We start from the raw sequence: 24,782 nt of genomic DNA on the forward strand, positions 1-24,782 counted from the left end.
GCAGTGTCCATCCCCTGCAGCTAGCACTGGACATGTCCCCCCTGGGCCTGGGGCCAGGGATGGACATGTCCGTCGGCGGATCATGGCACGTCGGCGGGCGGGTGAATCCTGTCACCTCATGGCCTAGGGTAGTTGCTACAGGAAACTACCCTCAACGGTGCTATCGATGCACGGGCGTCTTAAGAAGCAGGCATGGCCAAGCAGAGCTCATTCTTCACCTCCATCAGCCGTCTCTATCCGCACGTCAGGCCGATCCTGCCCCGGCTGGTCATGGGCCTGCTCTGCGCGCTGCTGGCGAGCGTGATGGCCCTGGCCATCCCCCAGGTGCTGCGCGTGCTGGTCAACGAATCCCTGGCCCCGGGCGGCAGCCCGGACACCGTTTGGGGCGCCTCGCTGGTGGTGTTGGGCCTCGGCGTCGCTGAGGCCGGACTCGTGGCCCTCCGCCGCCAGTTCGTCATCAACCCCGCCACCACCGTGGAGACCCGGATGCGCGTCTCCCTCTATGGGCACCTGCAGGACCTCACGGTGTCCTTCCATGACCGCTGGGGCTCCGGGCAGCTGCTCTCCCGGGCCATGACGGACCTGAACTTCCTGCGCCGCTGGATGGCTTTCGGCGCCATCATGCTGGTCGTGACCACCCTTACGGTGGTGATCGGCGTGGCGGTGATGTTCTCGATGAGCTGGCAGCTGGCGCTGATTTTCCTGGCCGCGGCCGTGCCGATCATGATCTACGGATTCCGCTTCCGCACGCGGTTCAGCAAGGTGGCCCGCCGCAGCCAGGACCAGGCCGGCGACCTTGCCACGACGGTCGAGGAGTCCGTCCACGGCATCCGCGTCCTGAAGGCCTTCGGCCGCAGCCGCGAGGCGCTGGAGAACTTCAATGAACAGGCCGAGGAACTGCGGCAGACAGAGATCGCCAAGGCCAAACACCTGGCCACCTTCAGCCTGGTGGTCACGCTGCTGCCCGAGCTCGCCCTCGGCGCGGGACTCATCGTCGGAATCCTGCTGGTCTCCTCCGGCCAGCTCTCCATCGGGTCCCTCGTGGCGTTCTTCGCCACCGCCGCGGTGGTGGCCGCGCCGGTCGAGTTCTGCGGCATGCTGCTGGCCATGGCCCTCACCGCGAAGTCCGCGGTGGACCGGCACTTCGAAGTGATGGACGCGGAAAACACCATCACCAGCCCGGAGCGGCCGCACCGGCCGGCCGAACTGAAGGGTGCCCTCAGCTTCCGCAATGCCACGTTCGCGTTCGCGGACGCCCCGGATAAGCCGATCCTCAAGGACATCACGCTGGACATTCGGCCGGGCGAAACCATGGCCCTGGTCGGCATCACCGGCAGCGGCAAGAGCGCCCTGCTCCAGCTCGTCCCGCGCCTCTACGACGTCACCGGCGGCTCCATTCTGGTCGACGGCGTGGACGTGCGCGAGTTCGACGTCGAGGATCTGCGCACCGTGGTCGCGGTGGCGTTCGAAGACACCACCTTGTTCTCCAGTTCTGTCCGGGACAACGTCCTGCTCGGCGTGTCCGGGACCGCTGAAGACCGCGAGGCGGCCCTGGCGGAAGCGCTCGACGTCGCCCAGGCCCACTTCGCGTATTCCCTGCCCGCCGGGGTGGACACGCTGATCGGCGAGGAGGGCCTCAGCCTCTCCGGCGGCCAGCGCCAGCGCATCGCCCTGGCCCGCGCCATCGCGGCGAAACCGGCCGTGCTGGTCCTGGACGACCCGCTCTCGGCCCTGGACGTGAACACCGAGGAGCTCGTCGAAGGCAGGCTCCGCCATGTCCTCGCCGACACCACCACGCTGATCGTGGCCCACCGGCCCTCCACCGTCGCCCTTGCCGACCGCGTGGCCCTGCTCGAGGAGGGCCGGATCACCGCCGTCGGAACCCATACGGAGCTGCTCGCCAAGAACAGCCACTACCGCTACGTGATCGCCACCCTGGACCGGGAACCGCGGGACCTGGATTCAGAATTGTCCGCCCTCGAGGACCACACCGAGGAGATCTCCCGATGAGCAGCGCAACATTCGGCACCGCTAATGAGGACAACGCACACCTCAGCAGGAACGAGAGCAAGGCCGTCCGGCGCCGCTCCCTGGCCCTCCTGCGGTCCCTGATCCGTCCCGTCCGGGCGCGTTTCTGGCTGACCATCGGCGCCGTCGTCCTGTCCCAGGCAGCCCGCGCGGCCGGGCCCGCCCTGATCGCCTTCGGCATCGACCACGCCCTGCCGGCCCTGCGCGGCGGCGACAGCCTGCCGCTGGTCTTCGCCGGGACCGCCTACCTTGCCGCGGCCGCAGCAGCAGCCGGACTGACCGCCCTGTACGTTGCGTGGACGGCCAGGCTCAGCCAGGCGATGCTGCTGGACCTGCGCGTCCGGGTCTTCCGGCACACGCAGCGGCTGAGTCTGGAATTCCACGAGAAATACACATCCGGCCGCATCATCGCCCGGCAGACCTCCGACCTGGATGCCCTGCGCGAACTCCTGGATTCGGGCGTCAGCTCGCTGGCCTCGGGCGTGCTGTTCATGGCGTTTACGGCCATCACCATCTTCGCCCTGGATTGGCGCAGCGGCCTGCTGGTCCTCGCTGCCGGCGTGCCGATGTACTTTCTGGCCCGCTGGTACCAGAAACACTCACAGATCGCCTTCCGCGAATCCCGGGTGGTCTCGGCGCAGCTGATCGTGCACTTCGTGGAGACGATGACCGGGATCCGCGCCGTGAAGACCTTCCGCAGGGAACGCGAGAATGCCGAGCGCTTCGCCGCCGTCTCCGAGGACTACCGGCGCGCCACCGTCCGCTCCATCAACCTCAACGGCATCTTCCAGCCCGGGCTCGTCCTGATCGGCAACGTGTGCGTCGCCGTCGTACTGCTCACGGGCGGCTTCCGCGTCCTCGGCGGCGAGCTCGCCGTCGGCGTGCTCCTGGCCCTGATCCTGTCCACCAAGCGGTTCTTCCAGCCGGTGGACCAGATGGCGATGTTCTACAACTCCTTCCAAAGCGCCCAGGCTGCCCTGGAGAAGGTCTCCGGCCTGCTCGAGGAGATCCCCACCGTCCGCCCGCCCAAGGCGCCCGTGCCCCTGCACGATGCGCAGGGCAGCATCGACTTCGACGGCGTGGAGTTCCGGTACGGGGACGGCCCGGTCATCATCCCGCGGCTGGACCTGCACATCCCGGCCGGGCAGACCGTCGCGCTCGTCGGGCAGACCGGGGCCGGCAAATCCACGCTCGCGAAGCTGATCGCCCGCTTCTACGACGTCTCGGCCGGGTCCCTGACGCTCGACGGCGTGGACCTGCGCCAGCTCGCCACCGACGACCTGCGCCGGAACGTGGTCATGGTCACGCAGGAGGCGTTCCTGTTCAGCGGGTCCGTGGCGGACAACATCGGCCTGGGCCGCCCCGGCGCCTCCCGTGAGGAGATCGAGGACGCCGCCCGGGCGGTCGGGGCGCACGCCTTCATTCGTGAACTTCCGGACGGCTACGACACCGACGTCAACAAGCGCGGCGGCCGCGTGTCCGCAGGGCAGCGACAGCTGATCAGCTTCGCCCGGGCGTTCCTGGCCCGCCCGGCAGTCCTGATCCTGGACGAGGCAACGTCCTCACTGGACATCCCGTCCGAGCGCATGGTCCAGCAGGGCCTCGCGGGGCTCCTGCGGGGCACCCGGGAGGCCGGCGCCGGTGGGACGTCCGGCGCGGGGCGGACCGCGCTCATCATTGCCCACCGGCTCTCCACCGTGGAGACGGCCGACCGGGTCCTGGTGGTCCATGACGGACGCGTCGTCGAAGACGGCACCCCGCAGCAGCTGATCGGCGACGGCGGCGCCTTCGCCCGGCTGCACGGCGCCTGGAAAGATTCACTGGTCTGATCTGCTGGCCCCGGCCGATCCCGGGCCCGATTTCACATCCGGGGCCATCATCGGATACTCTTGTGAAGTTGCTTTTGAAGCAGCGGATCGGGATGTGGCGCAGCTTGGTAGCGCGCGTCGTTCGGGACGACGAGGTCGCAGGTTCAAATCCTGTCATCCCGACCACATAAAAAGAGGGCCTTCCACGCGGAAGGTCCTCTTTTTTTGCTTGGACGCCCTGAACACCTGCTCATCGGGTTTCGTGCCCTGACGCTTCGCCGGCGCAAAACTGCCCCGGAAGGGACTCCCGGGGCAGTATGGGCAGGCACGGGGCCGGCTGTTAGAGCGGGGTGTTACATGGGGTCGGGCCAGTTGCCGACGTTCGTGGACTGCATCATGGGGTCGGGCCAGTTGCCCACCGCCTGGGGAGCCCGCATCGGGTCGGGCCAGTTGCCGACGGCGGCAACGTGCGAGACATCGGTCAGCGACGCGGCGGACAGTACGGCCGGGGCCGCGGCGGTGAATGCCAGTGCACCCGCCAAGGCGGCGCCGGCTGCAATCTTCTTCAACATAGAGTTCCTCAATTTGCGTTGGGGTCCTTAACCAAGTCAGCACTACCCTTGTTGACACACATTGTAAAATGGTTTCTACAGAGACTGTCAAGCATTTAGTATAAAGAATGTCCGGAATTAGGAGGTATCCGTGGGGAACGGATTTGGGGAGAAGCTCCGCGCGGAACGGCTCGAACGGGGCCTGACGCAAGCGGAGCTGGGCCGCGACCTCTACTCCCCCAGCTACATTTCTCTGCTGGAAACTGGGCGCCGCGAGCCGACCGCCGATGTCATCGAAGAGCTCGCCCACCGGCTCGAACTGGCCCCCAAAGCGCTGGAGGCCTGGAGCCAGCCGGTGTCCGTCAGCGACGCCGAATATGTGCTTGCCGGACTGTACGCCCGGCAGGCCTGGGACCTGCGGGACTACCCCGTGGCTGCCACGCACGCCGCCGCCGCCGCCAAGATCGCCCTGGAGGCCAAGAACACCAGCGCCTGGTGGAACATGACCTACATGCAGGCCGAATGCCTGATCAAGCAGGGCCTCTGGCAGGAGTGCAAGGACGTCGTGCAGAATCTCCTGGAGCACCCCATGGCCGCGGAATCGGCCGGGCTGGGCGTCCGCGCCGAGCAGATGCTCGCCGCCGCCTCGCAGGGGCAGGGCCAGCTGACCGCCGCCGTCGAGCATGCCCAGGAAGCCGTGCGACTGTGCGCCTCGCTGCCGAAGGGCTCCACGATGATGATCGGCGCCTACCGGGCGCTCATCGGCGCCCTGGCCGAGAGCGGCCGGCTGGATGAGGCCTGGGAGTACTGCCAGGCCATGAACGAACAGATGGACGACCATTCGATGTCCCAGCTCGCCGGCGAGGTGGCCTGGGTGATCGGCAACGTGGCCTTCATGCGCCACGACTACGCCGAGGGCATCAAGTACCACGAGCGGGCGGGCCGCCTGCTGTCCCCGGCCAACGACATCGATCTGTGGGCCCGGTTCAACAAGGCCTCCGCCGCGGTCCGCCTGTCCTCGGGAATTGTCGAGCCCGAAACCCTCTCCTCGATCGAACGCGCCGAGCTGGCCCTGTCCATCGTGGGCGGCAACAAGTCGGACCAGCTGGAAGTGGCCTTCATCCGGGCCCGCTGGCTCTACCTCACCGGCGACATCGTGGCCGCCGTACAGAAGCTGCGCGAGATCCATGCAGAGCGGGAGTCGCTGGCCCGGCACACGGCCGGAGAGGTCTCACTGCTGCTCGGCAAGGCCCTCAAAGCCGCCGGAGAGTCCGCCGAGGCGCTGGTCTACCTCGAGGAGGCCCAGAAGGAGTTCAGCGCGGCGGGAGCCTCCGACCGGGTCCAGCAGGCCCTGGACGCCGTGCTGGAAATCCGGCTGGCCCAGCGGCGGGCCGAGGCCTCGTCCGCCGAAGCCTAGGCCCGCGCCCGGTCAGTTACGCGAAGGTCCGGCCGGTGAGCTTTTCGTAGGCCTCCACGTAGCGGCGGCGCGTGCGCGCCACGACGTCGGCCGGGAGCGCCGGCGGCGGCGTGTCGGAGGCCTTGTCCCAGCCGGATTCGGCCGAGGTCAGCCAGTCGCGCACATACTGCTTGTCGTAGGACGGCTGCGCCTGCCCGGGACGGTAGGTGGCCGCATCCCAGAAGCGTGAGGAATCCGGGGTCAGCACCTCGTCGCCCAGGGTGATCACGCCGGTGGCGGCGTCGATGCCGAACTCGACCTTGGTGTCGGCCAGGATGATGCCGCGGCCGCGCGCGATTGCCTCGGCCCTGGTGTAGATCTCCAGGGTCAGCTCGCGCAGCCTGGCCGCCGTGTCCCCGCCCACCAGGCCAACGACGGCGTCGTAGGTGATGTTCTCGTCGTGCTCGCCGACTTCAGCCTTGGCCGACGGCGTGAAGATCGCCTCCTCCAGCCGGGACCCGTCGACGAGGCCGCCGGGCAGCGGGATGCTGCACACGGTGCCGGACTCGCGGTATTCCAGGAGCCCGGAGCCGGTCAGGTAGCCGCGGGCAATGCATTCCACCGGGAACATGTCCAGTTTCTTGCAGATCATCGCCCGGCCTTCGACGGCGGCGGGGACACCGCCGTCGACCGTGGACGCGAGGACGTGGTGCGCCACGCCGAGCTGTTCGAACCACCACAGGCTCAGCTGCGTCAGGATGCGGCCCTTGTCCGGGATCTCGCTGGCCAGCACGTGGTCGTAGGCGCTGATGCGGTCACTGGCCACCACCAGGACGCAGCCCTGGCCGAAGCGTTCGGGGATGTCAGCGTCCGCGGGGACATAGAGGTCGCGGACCTTGCCGGAGTAGACGTGCTGCCAGCCCGGCAGGTCCAGCGTGGCGGTGTCGAGTCCGCCCTTGGGGTTGCTGCCGGGCGTCGAGATGCCGGGCGTCGAGGGTGCGGAATCCGTCACGGTCAGGCCTTCGCTTTCGAATGGGCCGGGGCTCCGGGCACCGCCACCCGGATCTGCCCGCGGGCAGCCTTGCGGCCGATGTCCGTGCGGAACTGGCTGCCGTCGAGCTGGACCAGTTCCACGCCGTCGTACGCCCGTTCCCGCGCCTCCACGAGGTCGGTGCCGAGCGCCACGACAGCCAGGACGCGGCCCCCGGCGGAGACCACGTGGCCGTCGTCGTCGAGCCTCGTGCCGGCGTGGATGACGTGGACACCGTCCAGCGCGTCCGCCTTCTTCAGGCCGCGAATGCGGTCGCCGGTCCGCGGGGCGCCGGGGTAGTTTTCCGCCGCCACGACGACGGCCACGGCGGTGTCCTTGGACCAGCGCAGCGGCTGCAGCTTGTCCAGTTCGCCCTTCGCGGCGGCCATGAGCAGACCGCCGAGCGGCGTCTGGAGCCGGGCGAGGACGGCCTGGGTTTCTGGGTCGCCGAACCGGACGTTGAATTCAATGACCCGCGTGCCGCGGGACGTCAAGGCAAGGCCGACGAAGAGGACGCCGACGAACGGGGTGCCGCGGTGCGCCATCTGGTTCACGGTGGGCTGGGCGACGCGGTCGAGCACTTCCTGCACGAGGCCCTCGGGGGCCCAGTCCAGGGGGGTGTAGGCACCCATGCCGCCGGTGTTGGGGCCTTCGTCGTTGTCGAAGATGCGCTTGAAATCCTGCGCCGGGGACAGCGCCACGGTGTTGCGGCCGTCGCAGACGACGAACACAGAGACCTCGGGTCCGTCCAGGAACTCTTCAATCACCACCGTGCCGCCGGCGTCGAAGCAGCTCTGCGCATGGGCCAGGGCCTCGTTCCGGTTGCTGGTGACCACGACGCCCTTGCCGGCGGCGAGGCCGTCGTCCTTGACGACGTAGGGGGCCCCGAAAACGTCCAGGGCGTCGGCGGCTTCCTCGGCGTTGGCGGCTACCCGGGCCATCGCCGTGGGCACGCCGGCCTCGGCCATGACTTCCTTGGCGAAGGCCTTGGATGCTTCCAGCTGGGCTGCGTCCTTGCTCGGCCCGAAGACCGGGACGCCGGCGGCGCGGACGGCGTCGGACACGCCTGCGGCCAGGGGCGCCTCGGGCCCGACCACCACCAGGTCCACGCTGAGCTTGACGGCGAGCGCGGCGACGGCGTCGGGATCGTTCGCGTCGATCGGGTGTGTGGGGACGAGCTTGCTGATGCCGGCGTTGCCAGGGGCCGCGTGGACCTCGGAAACGTTGGGGTCTGCAAGCAAGGACCGGACAATGGCGTGTTCGCGGCCGCCGGGGCCGATGACAAGTACCTTCACAGTCTCCAAGGGTACGTTGTGCACCCCGCGGGCTCCTAAGCTGTGTCGGCCGCCGGACGTACCTGGCCCTCTGCCGGGACATGCCCGTCGCCCGCGTCGGCCAGTGGACATGATGCCCATATGTCCAGTGGTCAAGTCCAGAGCGGGACATGTTCCTTGCATCCCGGGAACTTGCCCGCTCCCGGAGGCGAAGGTTGGACATGTCCGCCGGGCTGAGGAATATGTCCACTCGCGAAGGCCAAAGCCGGACATGTCCTCCGGGCCCAGGAACATGCTGGCTCGCCGGCCCAAAGCATGGACATGTCCGCTCGGCACGGGAACATGTCCTCTCGCAGGCACAAGGGCTGGGCATGTCCCGGTGCCGGACAATCCGCGGTGCGTTCCGCTACGAATGGCCTGCATGAACAAGCCCAGCATGAAGCACAGCAAGCGGTCCCGCGGCGGCACTGCCCTGGCCGCGGTGGCCGGAGTGGCCGCGGCCGGCGTCGTCCTGTCCGTCGCGGAACTGGTCGGCGCGTTCTTCTCCAACCGGGCAACGCCCCTGATTGCGCTGGGCTCGACCTTCATCGACTTCACGCCGCCGTGGATGAAGGACTTTGCCATTGCCACGTTCGGCACCAACGACAAGGCGGCGCTCTTCGTCGGGATGGCCGTCACGATCCTGCTCCTCGCGTGCGTGCTCGGCATCGTGGCGTACCGGAAGTGGGCGCTCGGTGTGGCCGGTGTGGTGCTGATGGGGGCCGTCATCGTGGCCAGCGTGGTGACGCGGGCCAGCGTCAAGCCCGTCGATGCCCTTCCCTCCCTCATCGGCACCGTGGCGGGCCTGGTGGCGCTAAGGCTTCTGGTCACCCGGCTGTGGCGCATGCGGGAATGGCCGGACCAGGCAGCCGACATTGCCGCGAAGGAGCCCGACCGCCCGGCGACCACCCGCCGCGCGTTTTTCGCCGCCGCCGGCATCACCGCTGCCGCCTCTGCCGTTGCCGCCACCGGCGGGCGTCTTCTGGGCGCTGCCCGCAGCAACGTGGCCGCGGCCCGCCAATCGCTGCAGCTGCCCGCACCCGCGAGGGCCGCCCCCACGGTCCCGGCCGGTGTCCAGTCCAAGGCCTCCGGCGTCACGCCGTGGCTGACCCCGAACAAAGACTTCTACCGGATCGATACCGCCCTCAGCGTGCCGGAGATCAACGCCCAGGACTGGGAACTGCGCGTCCACGGCCTCGTGGAACAGGAAGTCCGGCTCTCCTTCCAAGACCTCCTCGACGCCCAGCTCATCGAAGCCCATGTCTCCCTGACCTGTGTGTCCAACCCGGTCGGCGGCAACCTCGCCGGCAATGCCAAATGGCTGGGCATGCCCATCCGCGATGTCCTGAAAATGGCCCGGCCGAAACCGGGTGCTGACATGGTGCTGTCCACGTCGGTAGACGGTTTCAGCGCCTCCACCCCGCTGGAGGTCCTCCAGGACGACCGCGCCGCGATGCTGGCGATCGGCATGAACGGCGAGGCCCTGCCCCTGGAGCACGGCTACCCGGTGCGGATGGTGGTGCCCGGGCTGTACGGGTTCGTCTCCGCCACCAAATGGGTGGTGGACCTGGAGGTGACCCGGTTCGCCGACAGCAAGGCCTACTGGACCCAGCGCGGCTGGTCCGAACGCGGTCCGATCAAGACCATGGCACGGGTCGAAGTGCCTAAATCGTTCGCCAAAGTGGCCGCGGGAAAGGTCGCCATCGGCGGCACGGCGTGGGCTCAGACCCGCGGCATCACCAAGGTCGAGGTCCAGATCGACGGCGGCCCCTGGACCGAGGCGGTGCTCTCCGACGAGGCCTCGCTCATCACGTGGCGGCAGTGGTCCCTCGACTGGGATGCCACGCCCGGGCCGCATTACATCAAGGTCCGCGCCACGGACGGCACGGGCGAGCTTCAGACGGACAAACGGGCGGATCCCGTTCCGGACGGCGCCTCGGGCTGGCAGTCAGTCATGGTGACCGTGGAGTAACCGGGGTATCAGTCCGGGGCACCATAGACTTGGACCATGGTCTCAAACCCGCACGCAACCTTCACCGCCGACTCCGCCGTCGAACTGGCAGTCGTCGAACGCAGCGGCTTCGTGGAGTCCCGCCACATCGGTTCGGCTGTTGTGTTGGCCGCGGACGGAACCGTGGTGGTTGAACTCGGCGATGTCACCGCCCCCATCTTTGCCCGGTCCACGCTCAAGCCTTTCCAGGCGCTTGCCTCGATGCAGTCCGGTGTTCCCCTGCGGGGCGCCCAGGTGGCCATCGCCTGCGGCAGCCACGTCGGGTCCCTCGACCACATGGACGTGGTGGAGGGCATGCTCAAGGCGGCCGGGGCCAAGGAAGACCAGTTGCTGTGTCCGGCCGACTGGCCCCAGGATGAGACCGCCCGGAACTGGCTCGTCCAGACCGAACGCGGCAGGTCCAGGCTGGCCTTCAACTGCTCCGGCAAGCATGCCGCGTTCCTCTGGGCGTGCACGGAGAACGGCTGGGACAAGCACAGCTACCTCGAACCCAACCACCCGCTGCAGCAGCGCATCCGCTCCGTGATCGAGGAATACTGCGGCGAACACATCGCCCATCTCGGCATTGACGGCTGCGGGGCCCCCGTTGCCGCCGTGTCCCTGGTCGGCCTGGCCCGCGCCTATTCCAAGCTGGCCAAGGCCCCGGGCGACAAAAACTCCAGCGCGCGCGCCGCCACGATTGCAACGTCCATGCTGGACTACCCGTGGGCCGTCCAGGGCCGCGGGGAGGCCAACACGATCGTCATGGATGAGCTCGGCATCCTGGCCAAGATCGGCGCCGAGGGCGTGCTGGTGATGGCCACCCGCCAGGGCGTCTCGGTCGCCATCAAGATGCTCGACGGCAACGTCCGGGCCACCACCCTGGTGGGGCTGACCCTGCTCGCTGCCTCCGGCGCCGTCGAAATCCCCGAAGTCTCCAGTGTGCTGGACAAAGTGGTGGATCCCGTCCTGGGCGGCGGCCGTCCCGTGGGCAAGATCCGGCTCGGCCGCGCCGTCGCGGCCCTGCTGGACTAGGACACGCTACATGGCCGTCTCACGCCGCCGCATCGCTGTGGACGAGGGCCGCGCGGCCCTCGCCGCATGGCAGGAAGCCACCCGGGCCGCGCCGGGCCCATCGGCGCCGGACCCGTCGGCGCTGGGCACGTCGATCGGGGGCACCGGCGCCGTCCCGCGCACTACGATCGCGACGGCGGTGCGCTACTCGCTGGAGGAAGTCACCGCCCGGGCGCCGGGCAACTCGGTGGAGGTCCGCGTCCCGCCGTTCGGCGTCACCCAGTGCGTGGAGGGCCCGCGGCACACGCGCGGGACTCCCCCGAACGTCATCGAGTGCGACGCCGCCACCTGGCTGGCGATGGTCAGCGGACGCCTGAGCTGGGCCGACGCCGTCGCGGCCGGCAGAGTTGCCGCCTCAGGGCTCCGGGCGGACCTGTCGGCTCTCCTGCCCCTCTAGCGGCCCTGCCCCTCCAGCCGGCCCTGCCCCTCCAGCCGGCCGGGCGCCTCAGCCGCGCCCGATGAAGGGCATGCCGGCGGCCGTGACCACGAGGGATCCTACACTGGCCGACGCCGGCATCCCGGCCATGAGCACCACGGCCCGGGCGGCGTCCTGAACGGGAAATGTCGGCTCGGCCTTGCGGCTGCCGTCGGCCTGGACTGCCCCGGCGCCGACGCCGATCTCGTCCATGAGGTCCGTGGCCGCGTTGCCGATGTCGATTTGGCCGCAGGTGATGCCGAACCCGCGCCCGTCGAGTTCAATGCTCTTGGTCAGGCCGGTGATCGCGTGTTTCGTCACCGTGTAGGCGACGGTCCGCGGCCGGGGTGAATGGGCCGCGATGGAGCCGTTGTTGATGATCCGCCCGCCCTGGGGCGACTGTGCCTTCATGGCCCGGACGGCCGCCGCGGCGCAGAGGAAGGCACCTGTGAGGTTCACGGCCACGGTCGCGTCCCAGTCCGCCACCGAGATCTCGTCCACCGACGCCGCGGGGCCGAACACGCCGGCGTTGTTGAAGAGCACGTCGACCCGTTCCCACTGTTTTTGGGCCGCGGCGAAGAGCCGCTCGACGTCGGCCGGGACGGTGACGTCGCACGGCACGGCGAGCGCCTGCCGGTGGCCGGCCGCCGTCTCGCGCAGTGGCTCCTCCCGCCGGCCCGCCAGCACAACCCGGTAGCCCTCGGCCAGCATGAGCCGGGCCACCGCCCGGCCGATGCCGGACCCGGCCCCGGTGATGACCGCGACCCTTCCCGGGGTGTGGTGCTGGCTCATGGGTCCTCCTCGACGGTTGCGCGCTTGACGGTTGCGCGGTTGCCCGGCCAGCGTACCCCCGGGAGGGTCAGGCACGGCATTGTTTCGCGTCGGGACTGCCGCGAACCGCGGCTGTAACCGGTCCTATCGACCCTAGGCGCGCGTCCGGGGAGTCAGTACATTAAGGCATGGCAACCTCCACCGGAGATGTCCTCCTTGCCTATCTTGGCCAACAGCTCGGCGAGATGCTCCGGCACGGCCCAGGCGCCCTGGCCGGGCAGCCAGAACCCATCCACCAGCTGCGCGTCGCGGCCCGGCGGCTCCGGTCCCTTCTGTCCACGGGACGAACCCTGTTCGCCGACGGCGCCTGTGCGGACATCCGCAGCGAGCTCCAGTGGATTTCCGGGGTGCTGGGTGCTGCCAGGGATCCGACAGTGGTCCGGGACCGGCTGAGGGCGTTGCTCGCCGAAGAACTGCCCGAACTGGTTGCCGGTCCGGCGGCGGACCGGATCGACCGGGCCTTGGATGCCTCAGCCGCAGCCGGGATGAAGAGCCTGACCGAGGCACTCGACGGCGAACGGTACGCCCTCCTGCTCGGCCGCCTTTCGGAATTTGTCACCGCCGCCCCGCAGACCGCCGAGGCAGCCCGCGGACCCCGCGAGACTGTCCGGAAGCTCGTGGCCAGGGACGAAGCCCGGCTGAGGCGCGCGGTGAACGGGCTGGCCCCCCGCCCGGAACGAACACCGGACCTTGCACCCAGCACCGGCACGGGCGGCGGACCTGGCTGCAGGGACGCGGGCCTGCACGAGGTCCGGAAGGCGGCCAAGCGGCTGCGCTATGCCGCTGAGTTCGCCACTGCCGTGGCCGTAAACGGGGACGCGAAGCGGCTCTCCCGATTGGCCGCGGCGGCGCGCAGCATTCAAACCGCACTGGGCCTCCACCAGGACACGGTGATGGCCAGGGCACTGTTGGTCGAGCTCGGCACCCCCTCGCTGCCCGCCGGCGAGAGCGGGTTCAGCTACGGCCGGCTGCATGCCCGGGAGGAGAGCCTGGCGGCGGCCGCGGAAGCGGATTTCCTCCGCAGCTGGCGGAAGTTTCCCCGGTAACCGGGTACGCCGGAGCTGGCCGCCCCTGCAGCCCCGCTGCACGCAGCCCAGCTATCCGCTTCCCCGCTTCAGCCGGCGCAGCAGAAGCGCGCAGCTACCGGCGGGCGCTGAGTTTCCCGATGGCGCTGTTCGCCAGGTTCTCAAGCAGCGCCCGCGGACTTGCATAGATTTCCACAGCGCCAGCATCCCGCAGTTCCGCTTCACTGGTACCGCCGCAGGTCAACCCGATGGCCGGAATATTGAGCTTCCCGGCAGCGTAGATGTCCCAGACGGCGTCGCCCACATAGACCGAGTCCGAGGCGCGCACGCCGAGGGCTTCCAGAGCCGCGACGAGGATATCCGGGGCGGGCTTGCTCTCCTTCGCGTCGCTGGAGCTCGTGGCCGCGTCGATGAAGGCGTCCGCCTCGATCGTGGACCGCAGGGCCTCAAGGTCGCGTTCCCGGGCCGACGAAGCCAGCGCGACCGCGAGACCGCTTTCGTGGCACTGCGCGAGGAGCTCCTTGGCGCCGTCCAAAGGACGCAGGGCGGGCCAGAACGTGGAGAATACCGCCGCGTGGGAGGTCATGATCGTGCTGTCCTGGGAGGCGTCCCGGTCGGAGGGAAGCAGGCTGTCAAGGATCTTGTCCCCGCCCATCCCCACCGACCGGTGGATGCTGGCCATCGGAACGTCGTAACCCGCCTGCCGGAAGGCCTGCCACCAGGCCAGGGTGTGGATATAGGAGGAGTCGACCAAAGTGCCGTCGACGTCGAACAGCACGGCGGCTCTGCGGCCGCCGCCGTGCTGCGGCTCCCCGGCCGGCTGTGGGCCGCCGCCGTGCTGCGGCTCCCCGGCCGGCTGTGGGCCGCCGTCGGCCCTCGGGTCAGTGGTGTGCATGCGCCCGCCTTCCCGCCGCCGGCAGCCCGCCGCCGGGTGCGCTTACCAAACCGCCGCCCGGTCCCCCACTGATCAGCGAGGTGCTGCGCTTGGCCCCCTCTGGAGTCCGCCGGGCAGTTCGGGCCTGCGTGCTGATCACCGCCGGCGGGCTGTCCGTGCTGAGGTCCCGGATCAGGCCCGTCCCGGCAATCTCACGCGCCTTGGCCACGCCGGCGGCTGCGGCCCGCTTGGTGGGGAACGTGACCGAGACAGCCATCAGGCTTCCGGCTCCGTCCATCATGCGGATGCGGTACCCGCCTTCGGGCGCATTCACGAGCTCGAAATATCCGGCCATCGCACACTCCTTAATATCCACCCACACTGGGACAACATTAGTAAGTATACTTACTGGCGCGTCCGGGCTTTACCGTCGCCACCGTCAGAGCGCGGGCCAACGGCACCCCTAGCCCTGGATCACGGAGAGGACATTTCCGGCCGGGTCCTTGAACCAGGCGATCCGGGGCCCCTCGCCCACCATGATCCCCTTGGCGTCCGTGGGCAGCTCCGGATCGTCGTAGATCTTGGTCTTCACGCCGAGCCCGTTGAGTTCATCCACGGCCTGCTCGATGTCCTCCACCACGAAGTTGAGCACGGTGAAGGACGCCGGTTCATGGTTGTCCTTTGGATAGATCATCACCCTGGGCCCCGCCGGCAGCCGGACGTTGAGGACACCCATCGCATTTTCCTCCGCCGCCAACCCGAGAGTGTCCCCGTAGAACTGTTTGGCCTTGGCCAGATCATCAACACTGAAGCTGGAAAACGTGTCCTTCGCCACGAACATGGCGCTCTCCTTTGAGGTCGTAGCCGGGTTGATACGGCAAAGAGTGCCACAAGCAGGCGGCGCTGGCTACTGGGCGGCGCCAGCTACGAATCCGGCGGCCGGGCTCAGCGGCCGGAGGGCGGCGGCGTGTCGCTGCGGCGGACACCGTCGTCGTGGAGTTCCAGCGCGCTCATCACGAGGGCGAAGTGGCTGAAGGCCTGCGGAGTGTTGCCCAGTTGCCGGCCGGCGCCGACTGCCCACTCCTCGCTGAGGAGCCCGACGTCGTTGCGCAGCGACAGCAGTCGCTCGAACAGCTCCCGGGCCTCGTGGCGGCGGCCAGCTCCGATCAGAGCCTGAACCAGCCAGAAGGAGCAGGCGAGAAAGACCCCCTCCTCGCCGGGAAGCCCGTCGTCGCTTTCGGCCGGAAGATAGCGGAGCAGGAAACCGTCGCGCGTCAGTTCCCGCTGGACGGCGTCGATGGTTCCGATGATGCGCGGATCATCGGGCGGCAGGAACCCCACCCGCGGCAGCAGCAGCAGGCTCGCGTCCAACTCCGGCCGGCCGTAAGACTGCACGAAGGTGTTGCGTTCGGCGTCGAACCCGTTGGCCATGACCTCGTCGTGGATGGTGTCGCGCATCTCCTCCCACCGGTCCGCCGGGCCGGTCAGACCGTAGTCGCGGACCCCCTTGACCATGCGGTCGGCCGCCACCCAGGCCATCACTTTGGAGTGGGTGAAGTGACGCTGCGGGCCGCGGATTTCCCACAATCCGTTGTCGGGAAGCCGCCACGCCGTCTCGAGGTGTTCCATCACCGCCACCTGCACATCCCAGGCGTCGTCGGTGTGCATCAGGATGGAGTTCCGCGTCAGGGACAGACAATCGAGCACCTCGCCCCAGACATCGAGCTGAAGCTGCCCCGCCGCCCCGTTCCCGATCCGCACCGGGACAGAATTTTCGTAGCCCTTAAGCCAGGGCAGCTCGAGTTCCGGCAGCCGGCGTTCGCCGTGGAGCCCGTACATGATCTGCAGATCCGCGGGGTCCCCGGCGACGGCGCGGAGCAGCCAGTCGCGCCATGCGCCGGCCTCCTCCGTGTAGCCCGCGGCCAACAAGGCCTGCAGGGTCAGGGTGGCGTCGCGAAGCCAGCAGAAACGGTAATCCCAGTTCCGCGTGCCGCCGATCTCTTCGGGGAGGGACGTCGTCACAGCAGCCACGATTCCCCCGGTGGGGGCGAAGGTCAGGGCCTTGAGGGTGATCAGCGAGCGCTGCACCGCGGCGCGGTGGGGGCCGGTGATCGTGCACTTCCCGGACCAGTCCTCCCAGAACTCCTGCGTGGACAGCAGAACGGCTTCCGGGTCCACGCAGCGTGGCCGGCCCAGGTGGCTGGGGCTCCAGGTCAGCACGAAGGGCACACGCTCCCCGGCGGTGACCGTGAAGTCGCTGACGGTGTGCATCCGCTCGCCGCGCAGGGGCGCCGGGGTGACCAGGTAGGCGGAGTCGGGACCGGCGACCGCGTGGATCCCGTGCTCGTCGTGGCGGACCCATGGGACGATGTGGCCGTAGTCGAACCGCAGCGCCAGTTCGCCGCGCATCCGTACCTTGCCGCGCACGCCGACGACGATCCGCACGATGTCCGCCACTTCGTCGCGCGGTGGCATGAAGTCTATGATCCTGACCTTGCCCCCGGGAGTTTCCCATTCGGTTTCCAGGATCAGGGTGCCCTTGCGGTAGCGCCGCCGCGTGCATTCGCCACCGCCTTCCGGCGCCAGCAGCCATCGGCCGGCCGCCGGGGTGTCGAGGAGGGCGCTGAAGCAGGCCGGCGAGTCGAAGCGTGGCAGGCACAGCCAGTCGATCGACCCTTCCGTGCTGATCAGGGCCGCGGTGTGCAGGTCTCCCACCATTGCGTAATCCTCGATGCGTGCCATGACACCTACAGTGCCACACGGCTGTGGCCGGGACTAGGATCCAAGGAGGCCGGACGCTGACCCGGCAGCAGGGACGGAGGCTGGAACACGGTGACAGTGCAGATCGGCACGTCCGGCTGGAGCTACGACCACTGGGAACACGTGCTCTATCCGCCGCGACTGCCGGCGCGGGACCGGCTGGCACACTATGCGGCGCGCTTTACGACGGTGGAACTGAACGCCAGCTTCTACCGCTGGCCGCGGGACGTTTCCTTCGCCAGCTGGCGCCGCCGCTTGCCGGAGGGTTTCCTCCTGTCGGTGAAGGCTCCGCGCGGCCTCACACACGGCAAGAAGCTCTACGCCCCCGAGGTATGGCTGGAGCGGATCGTCCGCTGCTGGCACGAGCTCGGCGACAAGCGGGCGGTCCTGCTGGTCCAGCTGCCGCCGAATTTCGCGCGCGACGACGCCCGGCTGGATTATTTCCTCGCCGCGCTGCCGGAATGGATCCGGGTCAGCGTCGAGTTCCGCCACCCCAGCTGGGACCATCCCGACGTGTATGCCCTCTTGGAACGCCACGGGGCCGCGTATTGCGTCATGAGCGGCGCCGGACTCCCCTGCATCCTCCGCGCCACCGCACCGTTCGTTTACGTCCGGATGCACGGACCGGACCACCAGCACCTCTATGGCGGTTCGTATTCGGATGACGATCTGCGGTGGTGGGCGGCCCGGATCTGTGAATGGCAGGCGGCCGGACGGGACGTCTTCGTATATTTCAACAACGACGGCGAAGGCAACGCCGTCCGCAATGCCCTCACGCTGCGGGGGCTGCTGGGCATCTGAACCGGCCGTACCTCCCGACGCGGTCCGTTCGAACGGCTGGCGGCTGTGGGAGAGTGGATGCATGGAATTGGCGCCGCAGCACTCACACCAGCAGCGACTGGTCACCGGGACGAAGGTCTTCCGGCTTGCCCACTGGGTTTCGGACAGCTTCAACGGGCTGCGGCTGAAGACGGCCAGACGCTGGCGTTTCGCCCCGCAGACCATCGCCTACCAGGGCTACGGCTCCACCAGCTGGGCGCGCGTGCTGGGGAGGGTGGTTCTCACCAGCAAGCCGACGCCCGGCAGCGCGGCGGAACGCGCCGCCCGGAACGGGACCCAGAATGTCAGGGGCTGGCGGGCGTTCACGAGCGTGCCGATCCAGTACACCGAAGTCGAGGTCGAAATCGGCGGCGTCACCGCCCGGGTGCATGCGGATCGCGGCGGGCTCGTGGACACGGTGGTCCAGGTGTCCCTCGCCCCCGGCTGGCACACGGCCGTGCTCCGGGCCGAAGGAACGGAGCCGGTCGAGGCCAGGATTTTCGTCATCTCCCCGGACACCCGGCTCGGCATCGTCTCGGACATCGACGACACCATCATGGTCACGGCCCTCCCCCGGCCTTTCCTGGCACTGTGGAACACCTTCGTCCTGAACGAACGCGCCCGGATGGCGACGCCCGGCATGGCCGTGCTGATGGATCGGCTCAAGGTCGAGTACCCGGATGCGCCGGTGATCTACTTGTCCACCGGGCCGTGGAACGCGGCGCCCACCCTGGCCCGCTTCATCGCCCGGAACCTCTACCCCTCGGGCGCGCTGCTGCTCACGGACTGGGGCCTGACCCACGACCGCTGGTTCCGCAGCGGCCAGGAACACAAGCGGCGGAACCTGGACCTGCTCGCCGAGGAATTCCCGAACATGCGCTGGCTGCTGTTCGGCGACAACGGTCAGCATGATGAAGAAATCTACTCCGGCTTCGCGCAGGAGCACCCCGACCAGGTGGCCGCGATCGGCATCCGGCAGCTCTCAGTCAGCGAGGCCGTCCTCGCCGGCGGCCATTCCGACACCGGAGACCACTCGGAATCGTCCGTCCCGTGGATCCATTCCCCCGACGGCGCAGGGCTCGCCAAAGGACTGCAGGACCTGAACCTGCTCTAGGGGCGTCAGTCAGCCCGCCGGGATCGGCGGCACGACGGCGGCGGCTACCTTAGGCTGACCGACGTCGGCGGCCATCGCCTCCTGTCCGCCGTCGGCGGTCACCGTCTGCTGCCCGACGGTGGGGCGCGCCGTGTTCCGGGCGGCGGTCACTTCCTGAAGCCAGTAGTAGGAGGCCTTCGGCGTACGCACCTGGGTGTCGAAATCGACGTGCACCAGCCCGAACGGCTGCTTGTAGCCTGCCGACCACTCGAAGTTGTCCATAAACGACCACACGTAGTAGCCGCGCAGGTCCACGGCCTCGGCGGCGCCGCCGGTACCGGTGGCTTCGAGGGCCGTGCGGATGTGGTCTGCCAGATACCGTAGCCGGCGTTCATCCGGAACGATCCGCCGGCCGGTCGCGGCATCCCGCACCACGATGTCCTCGAAACTGGCCCCGCCCTCGGTGATGTAGACCGGCGGCAACTCCGGGTAGCGCTCGGCCATCTCGGCCAGGGCTACCGAGATGTATTCGGGCTTGACCGGCCAGCCGTAGGCGGTCGTCTCGGTATCGGGAAACGACGCGACGTGGAAGGCCCCGGGGGCCCCGCTGAGGTCCTCCCCCATAGCCTCTGCCATGCCCGGCGGCATGGCGCCGTCGCCGGGCCCCGCTCCGACCCGGGTGGGCATGTAGTAGTTCAGGCCGTAAAAATCCAGGGGCTGGGAGATCAGGTCCATGTCTTCGCTGGACGGGTTGAAGGACGAGGAAAAGAACGTGGCCGCCCGGACGACGTCGGGGTACTGGCCAAGCAGCACGGGATCCGCGTACAGCCTGTTCTGCGCCACATCCATGATTCCGGCGCTGATCTTGTCCAGCGGGTTCACGGTGGCCGGGACCATTGGCGAGTAAACATTGGTCATGCCGATTTCGCCGCGAACGTTGGCCGCACGCAGTGCTTGGAGCGCCAGGCCGTGCCCCAGCAGCTGGTGGTGCACGCTGGGCAGCGCCTTGAGCATGAGCGCTTCGCCGGGAGCATGCATGCCCAGGGCGTAGCCGTTGGTGGTGACGGTGGCGGGCTCATTGATCGTCACCCAGCGGGCAACGCGGTCACCGAACGCGGCCGCAGCGATGGCGGCGAACTCCCCCAGCCGGTAGGCCGTATCCCGGTTCATCCAGCCGCCGGCCTCCTCCAGCGGCAAGGGGGTGTCCCAGTGGTACAGGGTGGCCATGGGCGAAATGCCGTTGGCGAGCAACAGGTCGATCAGCCGGTCATAGAAATCCAGTCCGGCCGGGTTCACGGGGCCCGTGCCGCCGGGCTGGATTCGGGACCACGACAGCGAGAACCGGTACGAATCGATCCCCAGGTCCTTCATCAGTGCCACGTCCTCGGGCATCCGGTGGTAGTGGTCGCAGGAAATGGCTGGGCTATGGTCCTCCACGATCGTCCCCGGCTTCGCGGCGAAGACGTCCCACCCCGAGGGCCCGCGGCCATCTTCATCGAGAGCACCCTCGATCTGGAAGGCCGACGTCGCCACCCCCAGGGTAAAGCCGGGCGGCAGAAGGGCAGCCAATTCCTGGGCGGAAGCGTTCATCGAGGACCTCTGTCTAGTTTCGCTGGTGGTTGACTGATCTTAGGCCTCCCCCGGAACGGGCGCCACGACCCGGGGCGTGGCCGCGACGCCGCGCCCCGGCATCAGGGTTCTTTGGCGTGTATTTACTGAGCGGCACGGCAGCGGGCTCAGAACCCGGAGGTTTCGGGTCCGAAGAGGAAGTCCTTGGCATGGGCCACAGCCTTTTTGAAAGCGTCGTTCCGTAGTGCCACGAGCTGCTCAGCCTCGCTGGCTGACGGTTCCAGGTACTCCGTGAAGCCCGGACGCAGTATCCAGATGTCTCCGGCCGGCGGCAGGTAGAAGATGCCGAAGGACCGGTGCTGGCTGTCGTCGTCGGTCCAGATGGGCACTACGGCCAGCGCCGCGCCGGTGTCGATGTTGATCCACTGCGCACGGGGATGCGGCGCTTCCTGCGCCTCCGGGTCCAGGAACGGTGCCGTACCTTCGCCCCAGCGTTCTTCAAACCGTTCATGGAAGGCCGGCATCAGGTGAGCATCATAGCGGCGCCACGCACTCATGGCCCTTCTCCTTCGTTTTGATCTTGATCTGTCGGCGACTGATTTTCAGGACACTGCCCCGCGGGCCAGTGCGCTCACGGGCCCCTCTCCCACCGCACGGGAGAGACCCGAAGCAGGGGGCCGCGGCGCCTGATGATGCGCACGGGGATCCGCTGGGGCCCGTCCGGCGGCGTCGCCTGTCCCACAGCCGCGTGTTCCGCACGGTCATAGGCCGCCCTGGTCCGCGGATCCCGGAGCACGGCGAAGGCCGCCAGAACCCCGCTGGCATCATGGCCACCGGAGCCGCCGGACGGGCCGACGTCGGGATGGCGCTGCCGTATTTGAGCGCGGAAAGCGCGGCTGATTTCCTGCTGGCTCGCGTCGGGCAAGATGTGCAGCGCGGCGTAGTAGCCGCGGGAATCGGGATGCGGCAGCGGAAGGGGCTGTGCTGCTGGGCCTCTCGAAGTTGGGCCTGTCGAGGGTGCAGCCCCCGGGTTGGGCTCGTCGGGGTTGAATTCCATCGTCCACCTCCGTGGGGGCCGGGGAAAATCCCTCGGCATGCCGTACGGAATGGCCGGCCGGCCGGGGCCCGCACCGTGCAGGTCTCTCCCTGCACCGGTGCGGGCCCCGGCCCCGTTTCCCTGCGGCTACTTGGCGATCTCGTGCATCTTCTCTTGCGGACGGCTGATTTCGATCTTTCGCGGCTTGGCCTGCTCAGCCACGGGGATGCGGACGGTCAGGACGCCGTCTGCATAGTGCGCCGTGACGCGCTCGGTATCGAGGGTGTCGCCGAGGATCAGCTGGCGGCTGAAGACGCCCCGCGGGCGCTCCGAGACTGTCAGCTCGACATTGGGTTGCGTCGGGTCCCGGCGTTCCGCCCGGACGGTGAGAACGTTCCGCTCGATGTCCAGTCCGATCGAGTCGACTTCGACGCCGGGCAGGTCGAACGCGACGACGAATTCGCCGTCTTCCTGCCACGCGTCCATCGGCATCGCCGCGGGCCGTGCCGTAGTCCCGAACACCTGCTGGGCGAGCCGGTCAAAGTCACGGAACGGGTCCGTACGAATCAACATCATTTCCCACTCCTTCACTGTGAGTCTGCCTATTGTTCTTCTCCAATCCAGCACCATTTCTATGGTGGTGGATATAGATTTTTTATAGCACCGGTGACACACTGATGCAAGGGGATTATCCAATCGGGATGGAGAGAAGACATGGCACATCGCGGGGCGGCCGCGGCCGTGTATGCCATCTCTGTGGTGGCTGAGCTGGTGGGCACCGGGCAGCAGAACATCCGGCTGTATGAGCGACGCGGGCTGCTCACCCCGGAGCGCACCGCGGGCGGCACGCGGCAATACAGCGACGGCGACCTCGAGGTGCTGCGCCGGATCGGCGAGCTCCTGGATGAGGGCCTGAACCTGGCCGGGGTGGCTAAAGTGCTCGAGCTCGAGGCGGCGAACGCGAGGCTAGCGGCAGAACTTCGGAGGCTCCGCTCGCGCTGACCCGCCCGTCGCTGTGGCTGAACAGCGAATTCGGCAGCGGGGGCGCGGAGGCGGTGGGGGTCAGGAGGCGGCCGCTACTCCTGCGACTTGTCCGCCGTCGAGAGCGTGCCGGTGACTTGCTCGCCCGGAATCCTGGCGGTGCGCCAGGTGTCCAATGCGATCGTGGCCCCGAGGATTACCAGGGAGATCGTCAAGGCGCTCAGCGCATCCGTCATCCAGTGGTAGCCAAGGTAGAGGCGGCTGACGGCGGCGAAGAAGATGCCGATTCCCGCCACGATGAAGGCGACGACGGCGGCCATCGGGTTCTTCCGGCGCGAAAAGACCAGATACGTGGTGACCAGCAGGAAGTCGCATGCCCCCAGGACGTGGCCCGACGGGAACGAGAAGGTGGAGTCTGCCCCGAACAGCATCAGGTTTATCGGAGGCCGGTGGCGCTCCACAATGTGGCCGATCACCTGCGCCAGGATCACGCCGGTCAGCATGGCGCCGGCAAGGAGCATCGGGCGCCAGGCGTGCTTGGCAAGGAAACCCCAGGCCACCGTCACGATCAGGACGATGATCGGCAGGCCGATGGGTCCGAAGACGATCGCGAGGATGATCATGATGATGGTGGTGGGTTCTGCGCGCAGGGTCAGGAGCCACGTGCGCACGGGCTCGTCGGCCGAGGAGAGGCCGTCGTGCTGCACCACACTCGCCAGAATCACGAAGAACATCACGACGCCGACGACCACCAGCGCGACGGCGATGCGGTAGAGATTCCTGCGGGCGTCCGCGCTCATGAACCGTTCTTCCACCACGAACTTCTCGTGGAAGGCCCGCCACCGGCCCTGCGACTTCCCCGTTTGCTCCTGTGCCATGATCCCGCTCCGCCTCTACACTTCTGGACATCCTCTGCTGAAGATTATCCCGCTTTGGCCCTTCCGGGGCCTCCGGGTTGCCCGGTGGCCGCCTTGAACCATAGAACCGCAGGTCAGTGCCGCGGCCGGCGCCGCGGCACAGTTTCCGGACTGGAAGCGCTCCCAGCGGTGATTTGACGCCCCTATAAATATGACGTTATTGTCGCTTCGACTATTGGGGCCGACTCCAAGTACTCCAAGAAAGATAGTGCAATGACAACAAGCATCGAGACCATCGAGATCCAGGTCGACAGCCGCCGCGTGCTGGACGAGCGGCTAGAAGAGGCCGTGCGCGGGCTCCAGGAGGTCGCCATGGCCACCGGAACCCACGGCATCCTGCTCACCCGGCACAAGCCCGGGCACTACACGGCGGCGTTGTCCGACCAGGTTCCCTTCGGCATGACCCGGGAACTCGTCCACTAAGCAGGATGAGGCGCCCCAGGCGATCCTGAGGATCCGGGCACACAAAACCAGGTCCCGGGTGGCTGAGCATAGACTCGCCGCCCGGGACCTTTTTGCACCCTAAACGCGGGGGTACCTGGCGCCCGATCAGGGCCCTCGACGGGACGCCCCGTGGCCCGGCGTTGCCGGGGTTAGCGGGAGGTTCCCCAGCCCATCCGTTGGGCCGGGCCGCCAGTCACGGCTCGTGCCTTACCAGTCATGGACGGTGCCGTCGACGAGGCGGTTGTAGGGCAGGTAGGCCTGCTGGTAGGGGTAGGCGGCTGCGGCTTCTTCGTTGAATTCGACGCCGATGCCGGGCTTGTCGCCCGGGTGCAGGTACCCGTCGGTGAAGGTCATGGACTGTTCGAAGACCTCGTTCGTCGCATCCGAGTGCTGCATGTATTCCTGGATCCCGTAATTGTGGATGGCCAGGCCCACGTGCAGCTGCGCGGCGAACCCGACCGGGGAGATGTCGGTGGGGCCGTGGAAGCCGGACTTGATCTGGTACTGCGCGGCGAAGTCCATGACCTTCTTCAGCGGGCTGATGCCGCCGAAGTGGGTGGACGCGGCCCGGACGTAGTCGATCAGCTGTTCCTTGATGATGCTCTGGTAGTCGTAGACGGTGTTGAAGATCTCCCCGATGGCCAGCGGCGTGGTGGTGTGGGCGCGGACCAGGCGCAGCGCCTCCTGGTTTTCGGCCGGGGTGCAGTCCTCGAGCCAGAACAGGTCGTAGGGTTCCAGCGCCTTGCCGAGCTTGGCGGCCTGGATCGGGGTCATCCGGTGGTGCCCGTCGTGCAGCAAAGGCAGTTCCGGGCCGAACTCGTTGCGGAC

General features: G+C 68.2%; 25 protein-coding genes and 1 tRNA gene. 12 read left to right on the forward strand and 14 right to left on the reverse strand.

The features are described 5' to 3' along the window. Positions 1-192: 192 nt before the first annotated feature. The 3 genes from ACFVVK_RS07595 to ACFVVK_RS07605 all read left to right on the forward strand — a co-directional run bounded on the left by ACFVVK_RS07595 (position 193) and on the right by ACFVVK_RS07605 (position 4,022). Positions 193-2,010: an ABC transporter ATP-binding protein gene (locus tag ACFVVK_RS07595; RefSeq protein ID WP_390265565.1), complete on the forward strand. Its 1,818-nt coding sequence runs from the start codon at positions 193-195 to the stop codon at positions 2,008-2,010. Continuing rightward, positions 2,007-3,857 (forward strand): ABC transporter ATP-binding protein, encoded by a 1,851-nt coding sequence (locus ACFVVK_RS07600; RefSeq protein ID WP_390265567.1) that lies wholly within the window; start codon positions 2,007-2,009, stop codon positions 3,855-3,857. The genes ACFVVK_RS07595 and ACFVVK_RS07600 overlap by 4 nt, the downstream gene beginning before the upstream one ends. An 88-nt stretch (positions 3,858-3,945) precedes the next feature. Further along, a tRNA-Pro gene (locus tag ACFVVK_RS07605) sits at positions 3,946-4,022 on the forward strand. Positions 4,023-4,189: 167 nt separating this feature from the next. Here ACFVVK_RS07605 and ACFVVK_RS07610 read toward each other — a convergent pair. Further along, on the reverse strand, positions 4,190-4,408 hold the full coding sequence (locus ACFVVK_RS07610; protein ID WP_390265569.1) for a hypothetical protein: 219 nt from the start codon (positions 4,406-4,408) through the stop codon (positions 4,190-4,192). Positions 4,409-4,538: 130 nt separating this feature from the next. Here ACFVVK_RS07610 and ACFVVK_RS07615 point away from each other — a divergent pair, with 130 nt between their 5' ends. Beyond that, the gene (locus ACFVVK_RS07615) at positions 4,539-5,804 is read left to right on the forward strand and encodes a helix-turn-helix domain-containing protein (protein ID WP_390265571.1); all 1,266 of its coding nucleotides are present in this window, start codon (positions 4,539-4,541) and stop codon (positions 5,802-5,804) included. 16 nt (positions 5,805-5,820) lie between these two features. On the opposite strand, the gene ACFVVK_RS07620 is transcribed toward ACFVVK_RS07615, so the two are convergent. Continuing rightward, on the reverse strand, positions 5,821-6,765 hold the full coding sequence (locus tag ACFVVK_RS07620) for a phosphoribosylaminoimidazolesuccinocarboxamide synthase (RefSeq protein ID WP_390265629.1): 945 nt from the start codon (positions 6,763-6,765) through the stop codon (positions 5,821-5,823). 32 nt (positions 6,766-6,797) lie between these two features. After that, positions 6,798-8,108, reverse strand: a complete 1,311-nt coding sequence (purD, locus tag ACFVVK_RS07625; protein ID WP_390265631.1) for a phosphoribosylamine--glycine ligase — start codon at positions 8,106-8,108, stop codon at positions 6,798-6,800. 400 nt (positions 8,109-8,508) lie between these two features. Between purD and ACFVVK_RS07630 the strand changes: the two genes are divergently transcribed. From ACFVVK_RS07630 to ACFVVK_RS07640, 3 genes are read left to right on the forward strand one after another with little or no spacing between them, the layout of a single operon-like run. Continuing rightward, positions 8,509-10,098: a molybdopterin-dependent oxidoreductase gene (locus ACFVVK_RS07630; RefSeq protein ID WP_390265573.1), complete on the forward strand. Its 1,590-nt coding sequence runs from the start codon at positions 8,509-8,511 to the stop codon at positions 10,096-10,098. A 36-nt stretch (positions 10,099-10,134) separates the two neighbouring features. Next, entirely contained in the window at positions 10,135-11,151 is a 1,017-nt protein-coding gene (locus ACFVVK_RS07635) for an asparaginase (RefSeq protein WP_390265575.1), read from the forward strand. A 10-nt stretch (positions 11,152-11,161) separates the two neighbouring features. Next, on the forward strand, positions 11,162-11,587 hold the full coding sequence (locus ACFVVK_RS07640) for a sterol carrier family protein (protein WP_390265577.1): 426 nt from the start codon (positions 11,162-11,164) through the stop codon (positions 11,585-11,587). Between the two features lie 48 nt (positions 11,588-11,635). Here the strand turns inward: ACFVVK_RS07640 and ACFVVK_RS07645 are convergent, their stop codons facing one another. Further along, on the reverse strand, positions 11,636-12,397 hold the full coding sequence (locus ACFVVK_RS07645; RefSeq protein WP_390265579.1) for an SDR family oxidoreductase: 762 nt from the start codon (positions 12,395-12,397) through the stop codon (positions 11,636-11,638). 167 nt (positions 12,398-12,564) lie between these two features. Here ACFVVK_RS07645 and ACFVVK_RS07650 point away from each other — a divergent pair, with 167 nt between their 5' ends. After that, positions 12,565-13,482, forward strand: a complete 918-nt coding sequence (locus ACFVVK_RS07650; RefSeq protein ID WP_390265581.1) for a CHAD domain-containing protein — start codon at positions 12,565-12,567, stop codon at positions 13,480-13,482. A 94-nt stretch (positions 13,483-13,576) separates the two neighbouring features. On the opposite strand, the gene ACFVVK_RS07655 is transcribed toward ACFVVK_RS07650, so the two are convergent. The 4 genes from ACFVVK_RS07655 to ACFVVK_RS07670 form a co-directional block, all read right to left on the reverse strand. Further along, entirely contained in the window at positions 13,577-14,356 is a 780-nt protein-coding gene (locus ACFVVK_RS07655) for an HAD family hydrolase (RefSeq protein ID WP_390265583.1), read from the reverse strand. Beyond that, the gene (locus ACFVVK_RS07660; protein WP_390265585.1) at positions 14,343-14,690 is read right to left on the reverse strand and encodes a hypothetical protein; all 348 of its coding nucleotides are present in this window, start codon (positions 14,688-14,690) and stop codon (positions 14,343-14,345) included. The genes ACFVVK_RS07655 and ACFVVK_RS07660 overlap by 14 nt, the downstream gene beginning before the upstream one ends. 108 nt (positions 14,691-14,798) lie before the next feature. Continuing rightward, complete coding sequence (locus ACFVVK_RS07665) at positions 14,799-15,176, reverse strand: VOC family protein (RefSeq protein WP_390265587.1); 378 nt, start codon at positions 15,174-15,176, stop codon at positions 14,799-14,801. 104 nt (positions 15,177-15,280) lie between these two features. After that, positions 15,281-17,077, reverse strand: coding sequence for a glycoside hydrolase family 15 protein (locus tag ACFVVK_RS07670; protein ID WP_390265589.1), 1,797 nt, complete (start codon positions 17,075-17,077; stop codon positions 15,281-15,283). A 90-nt stretch (positions 17,078-17,167) separates the two neighbouring features. Here ACFVVK_RS07670 and ACFVVK_RS07675 point away from each other — a divergent pair, with 90 nt between their 5' ends. Together ACFVVK_RS07675 and ACFVVK_RS07680 are read left to right on the forward strand one after the other, a co-directional pair. Continuing rightward, positions 17,168-17,896, forward strand: coding sequence for a DUF72 domain-containing protein (locus ACFVVK_RS07675; protein ID WP_390265591.1), 729 nt, complete (start codon positions 17,168-17,170; stop codon positions 17,894-17,896). A 61-nt stretch (positions 17,897-17,957) separates the two neighbouring features. Then, positions 17,958-19,028 carry an App1 family protein gene (locus tag ACFVVK_RS07680; protein WP_390265593.1) on the forward strand — a complete coding sequence of 357 codons (1,071 nt, stop codon included), beginning with the start codon at positions 17,958-17,960 and terminating at the stop codon, positions 19,026-19,028. Between the two features lie 9 nt (positions 19,029-19,037). Here the strand turns inward: ACFVVK_RS07680 and ACFVVK_RS07685 are convergent, their stop codons facing one another. The 4 genes from ACFVVK_RS07685 to ACFVVK_RS07700 form a co-directional block, all read right to left on the reverse strand. Further along, positions 19,038-20,597 carry a GH1 family beta-glucosidase gene (locus ACFVVK_RS07685; RefSeq protein WP_390265595.1) on the reverse strand — a complete coding sequence of 520 codons (1,560 nt, stop codon included), beginning with the start codon at positions 20,595-20,597 and terminating at the stop codon, positions 19,038-19,040. Between the two features lie 146 nt (positions 20,598-20,743). Then, positions 20,744-21,133, reverse strand: coding sequence for a hypothetical protein (locus tag ACFVVK_RS07690; protein WP_390265597.1), 390 nt, complete (start codon positions 21,131-21,133; stop codon positions 20,744-20,746). 74 nt (positions 21,134-21,207) lie between these two features. After that, positions 21,208-21,633: a J domain-containing protein gene (locus ACFVVK_RS07695; RefSeq protein ID WP_390265599.1), complete on the reverse strand. Its 426-nt coding sequence runs from the start codon at positions 21,631-21,633 to the stop codon at positions 21,208-21,210. Between the two features lie 126 nt (positions 21,634-21,759). Then, positions 21,760-22,188, reverse strand: coding sequence for an Hsp20/alpha crystallin family protein (locus tag ACFVVK_RS07700; RefSeq protein ID WP_390265601.1), 429 nt, complete (start codon positions 22,186-22,188; stop codon positions 21,760-21,762). A gap of 138 nt (positions 22,189-22,326) precedes the next feature. Here ACFVVK_RS07700 and ACFVVK_RS07705 point away from each other — a divergent pair, with 138 nt between their 5' ends. Then, entirely contained in the window at positions 22,327-22,614 is a 288-nt protein-coding gene (locus ACFVVK_RS07705) for a MerR family transcriptional regulator (protein ID WP_390265603.1), read from the forward strand. A 74-nt stretch (positions 22,615-22,688) separates the two neighbouring features. Here the strand turns inward: ACFVVK_RS07705 and ACFVVK_RS07710 are convergent, their stop codons facing one another. Further along, on the reverse strand, positions 22,689-23,471 hold the full coding sequence (locus tag ACFVVK_RS07710; protein WP_390265605.1) for a phosphatase PAP2 family protein: 783 nt from the start codon (positions 23,469-23,471) through the stop codon (positions 22,689-22,691). A gap of 252 nt (positions 23,472-23,723) precedes the next feature. Here ACFVVK_RS07710 and ACFVVK_RS07715 point away from each other — a divergent pair, with 252 nt between their 5' ends. After that, on the forward strand, positions 23,724-23,933 hold the full coding sequence (locus tag ACFVVK_RS07715) for a hypothetical protein (RefSeq protein ID WP_390265607.1): 210 nt from the start codon (positions 23,724-23,726) through the stop codon (positions 23,931-23,933). A gap of 228 nt (positions 23,934-24,161) precedes the next feature. On the opposite strand, the gene ACFVVK_RS07720 is transcribed toward ACFVVK_RS07715, so the two are convergent. Further along, positions 24,162-24,782, reverse strand: a 621-nt coding sequence (locus ACFVVK_RS07720) for an enolase C-terminal domain-like protein (protein ID WP_390265609.1), incomplete at its 5' end; no start/stop codon positions are given.

The sequence above is a fragment of the Arthrobacter sp. NPDC058192 genome (genome assembly GCF_042883665.1).
GTDB lineage: Bacteria > Actinomycetota > Actinomycetes > Actinomycetales > Micrococcaceae > Arthrobacter.

Coding starts and splice junctions, on each gene's coding strand:
- ACFVVK_RS07655 (WP_390265583.1), bottom strand. CDS start 14,356: ATGCACACCACTGACCCGAGGGCCGACGGCGGCCCACAGCCGGCCGGG.
- ACFVVK_RS07635 (WP_390265575.1), top strand. CDS start 10,135: ATGGTCTCAAACCCGCACGCAACCTTCACCGCCGACTCCGCCGTCGAA.
- ACFVVK_RS07650 (WP_390265581.1), top strand. CDS start 12,565: ATGGCAACCTCCACCGGAGATGTCCTCCTTGCCTATCTTGGCCAACAG.
- ACFVVK_RS07690 (WP_390265597.1), bottom strand. CDS start 21,133: ATGAGTGCGTGGCGCCGCTATGATGCTCACCTGATGCCGGCCTTCCAT.
- ACFVVK_RS07610 (WP_390265569.1), bottom strand. CDS start 4,408: ATGTTGAAGAAGATTGCAGCCGGCGCCGCCTTGGCGGGTGCACTGGCA.
- ACFVVK_RS07640 (WP_390265577.1), top strand. CDS start 11,162: ATGGCCGTCTCACGCCGCCGCATCGCTGTGGACGAGGGCCGCGCGGCC.
- ACFVVK_RS07670 (WP_390265589.1), bottom strand. CDS start 17,077: ATGGCACGCATCGAGGATTACGCAATGGTGGGAGACCTGCACACCGCG.
- ACFVVK_RS07705 (WP_390265603.1), top strand. CDS start 22,327: ATGGCACATCGCGGGGCGGCCGCGGCCGTGTATGCCATCTCTGTGGTG.
- ACFVVK_RS07695 (WP_390265599.1), bottom strand. CDS start 21,633: ATGGAATTCAACCCCGACGAGCCCAACCCGGGGGCTGCACCCTCGACA.
- ACFVVK_RS07715 (WP_390265607.1), top strand. CDS start 23,724: ATGACAACAAGCATCGAGACCATCGAGATCCAGGTCGACAGCCGCCGC.
- ACFVVK_RS07685 (WP_390265595.1), bottom strand. CDS start 20,597: ATGAACGCTTCCGCCCAGGAATTGGCTGCCCTTCTGCCGCCCGGCTTT.
- ACFVVK_RS07680 (WP_390265593.1), top strand. CDS start 17,958: ATGGAATTGGCGCCGCAGCACTCACACCAGCAGCGACTGGTCACCGGG.
- ACFVVK_RS07630 (WP_390265573.1), top strand. CDS start 8,509: ATGAACAAGCCCAGCATGAAGCACAGCAAGCGGTCCCGCGGCGGCACT.
- ACFVVK_RS07645 (WP_390265579.1), bottom strand. CDS start 12,397: ATGAGCCAGCACCACACCCCGGGAAGGGTCGCGGTCATCACCGGGGCC.
- ACFVVK_RS07600 (WP_390265567.1), top strand. CDS start 2,007: ATGAGCAGCGCAACATTCGGCACCGCTAATGAGGACAACGCACACCTC.
- ACFVVK_RS07660 (WP_390265585.1), bottom strand. CDS start 14,690: ATGGCCGGATATTTCGAGCTCGTGAATGCGCCCGAAGGCGGGTACCGC.
- ACFVVK_RS07665 (WP_390265587.1), bottom strand. CDS start 15,176: ATGTTCGTGGCGAAGGACACGTTTTCCAGCTTCAGTGTTGATGATCTG.
- ACFVVK_RS07710 (WP_390265605.1), bottom strand. CDS start 23,471: ATGGCACAGGAGCAAACGGGGAAGTCGCAGGGCCGGTGGCGGGCCTTC.
- ACFVVK_RS07700 (WP_390265601.1), bottom strand. CDS start 22,188: ATGATGTTGATTCGTACGGACCCGTTCCGTGACTTTGACCGGCTCGCC.
- ACFVVK_RS07595 (WP_390265565.1), top strand. CDS start 193: ATGGCCAAGCAGAGCTCATTCTTCACCTCCATCAGCCGTCTCTATCCG.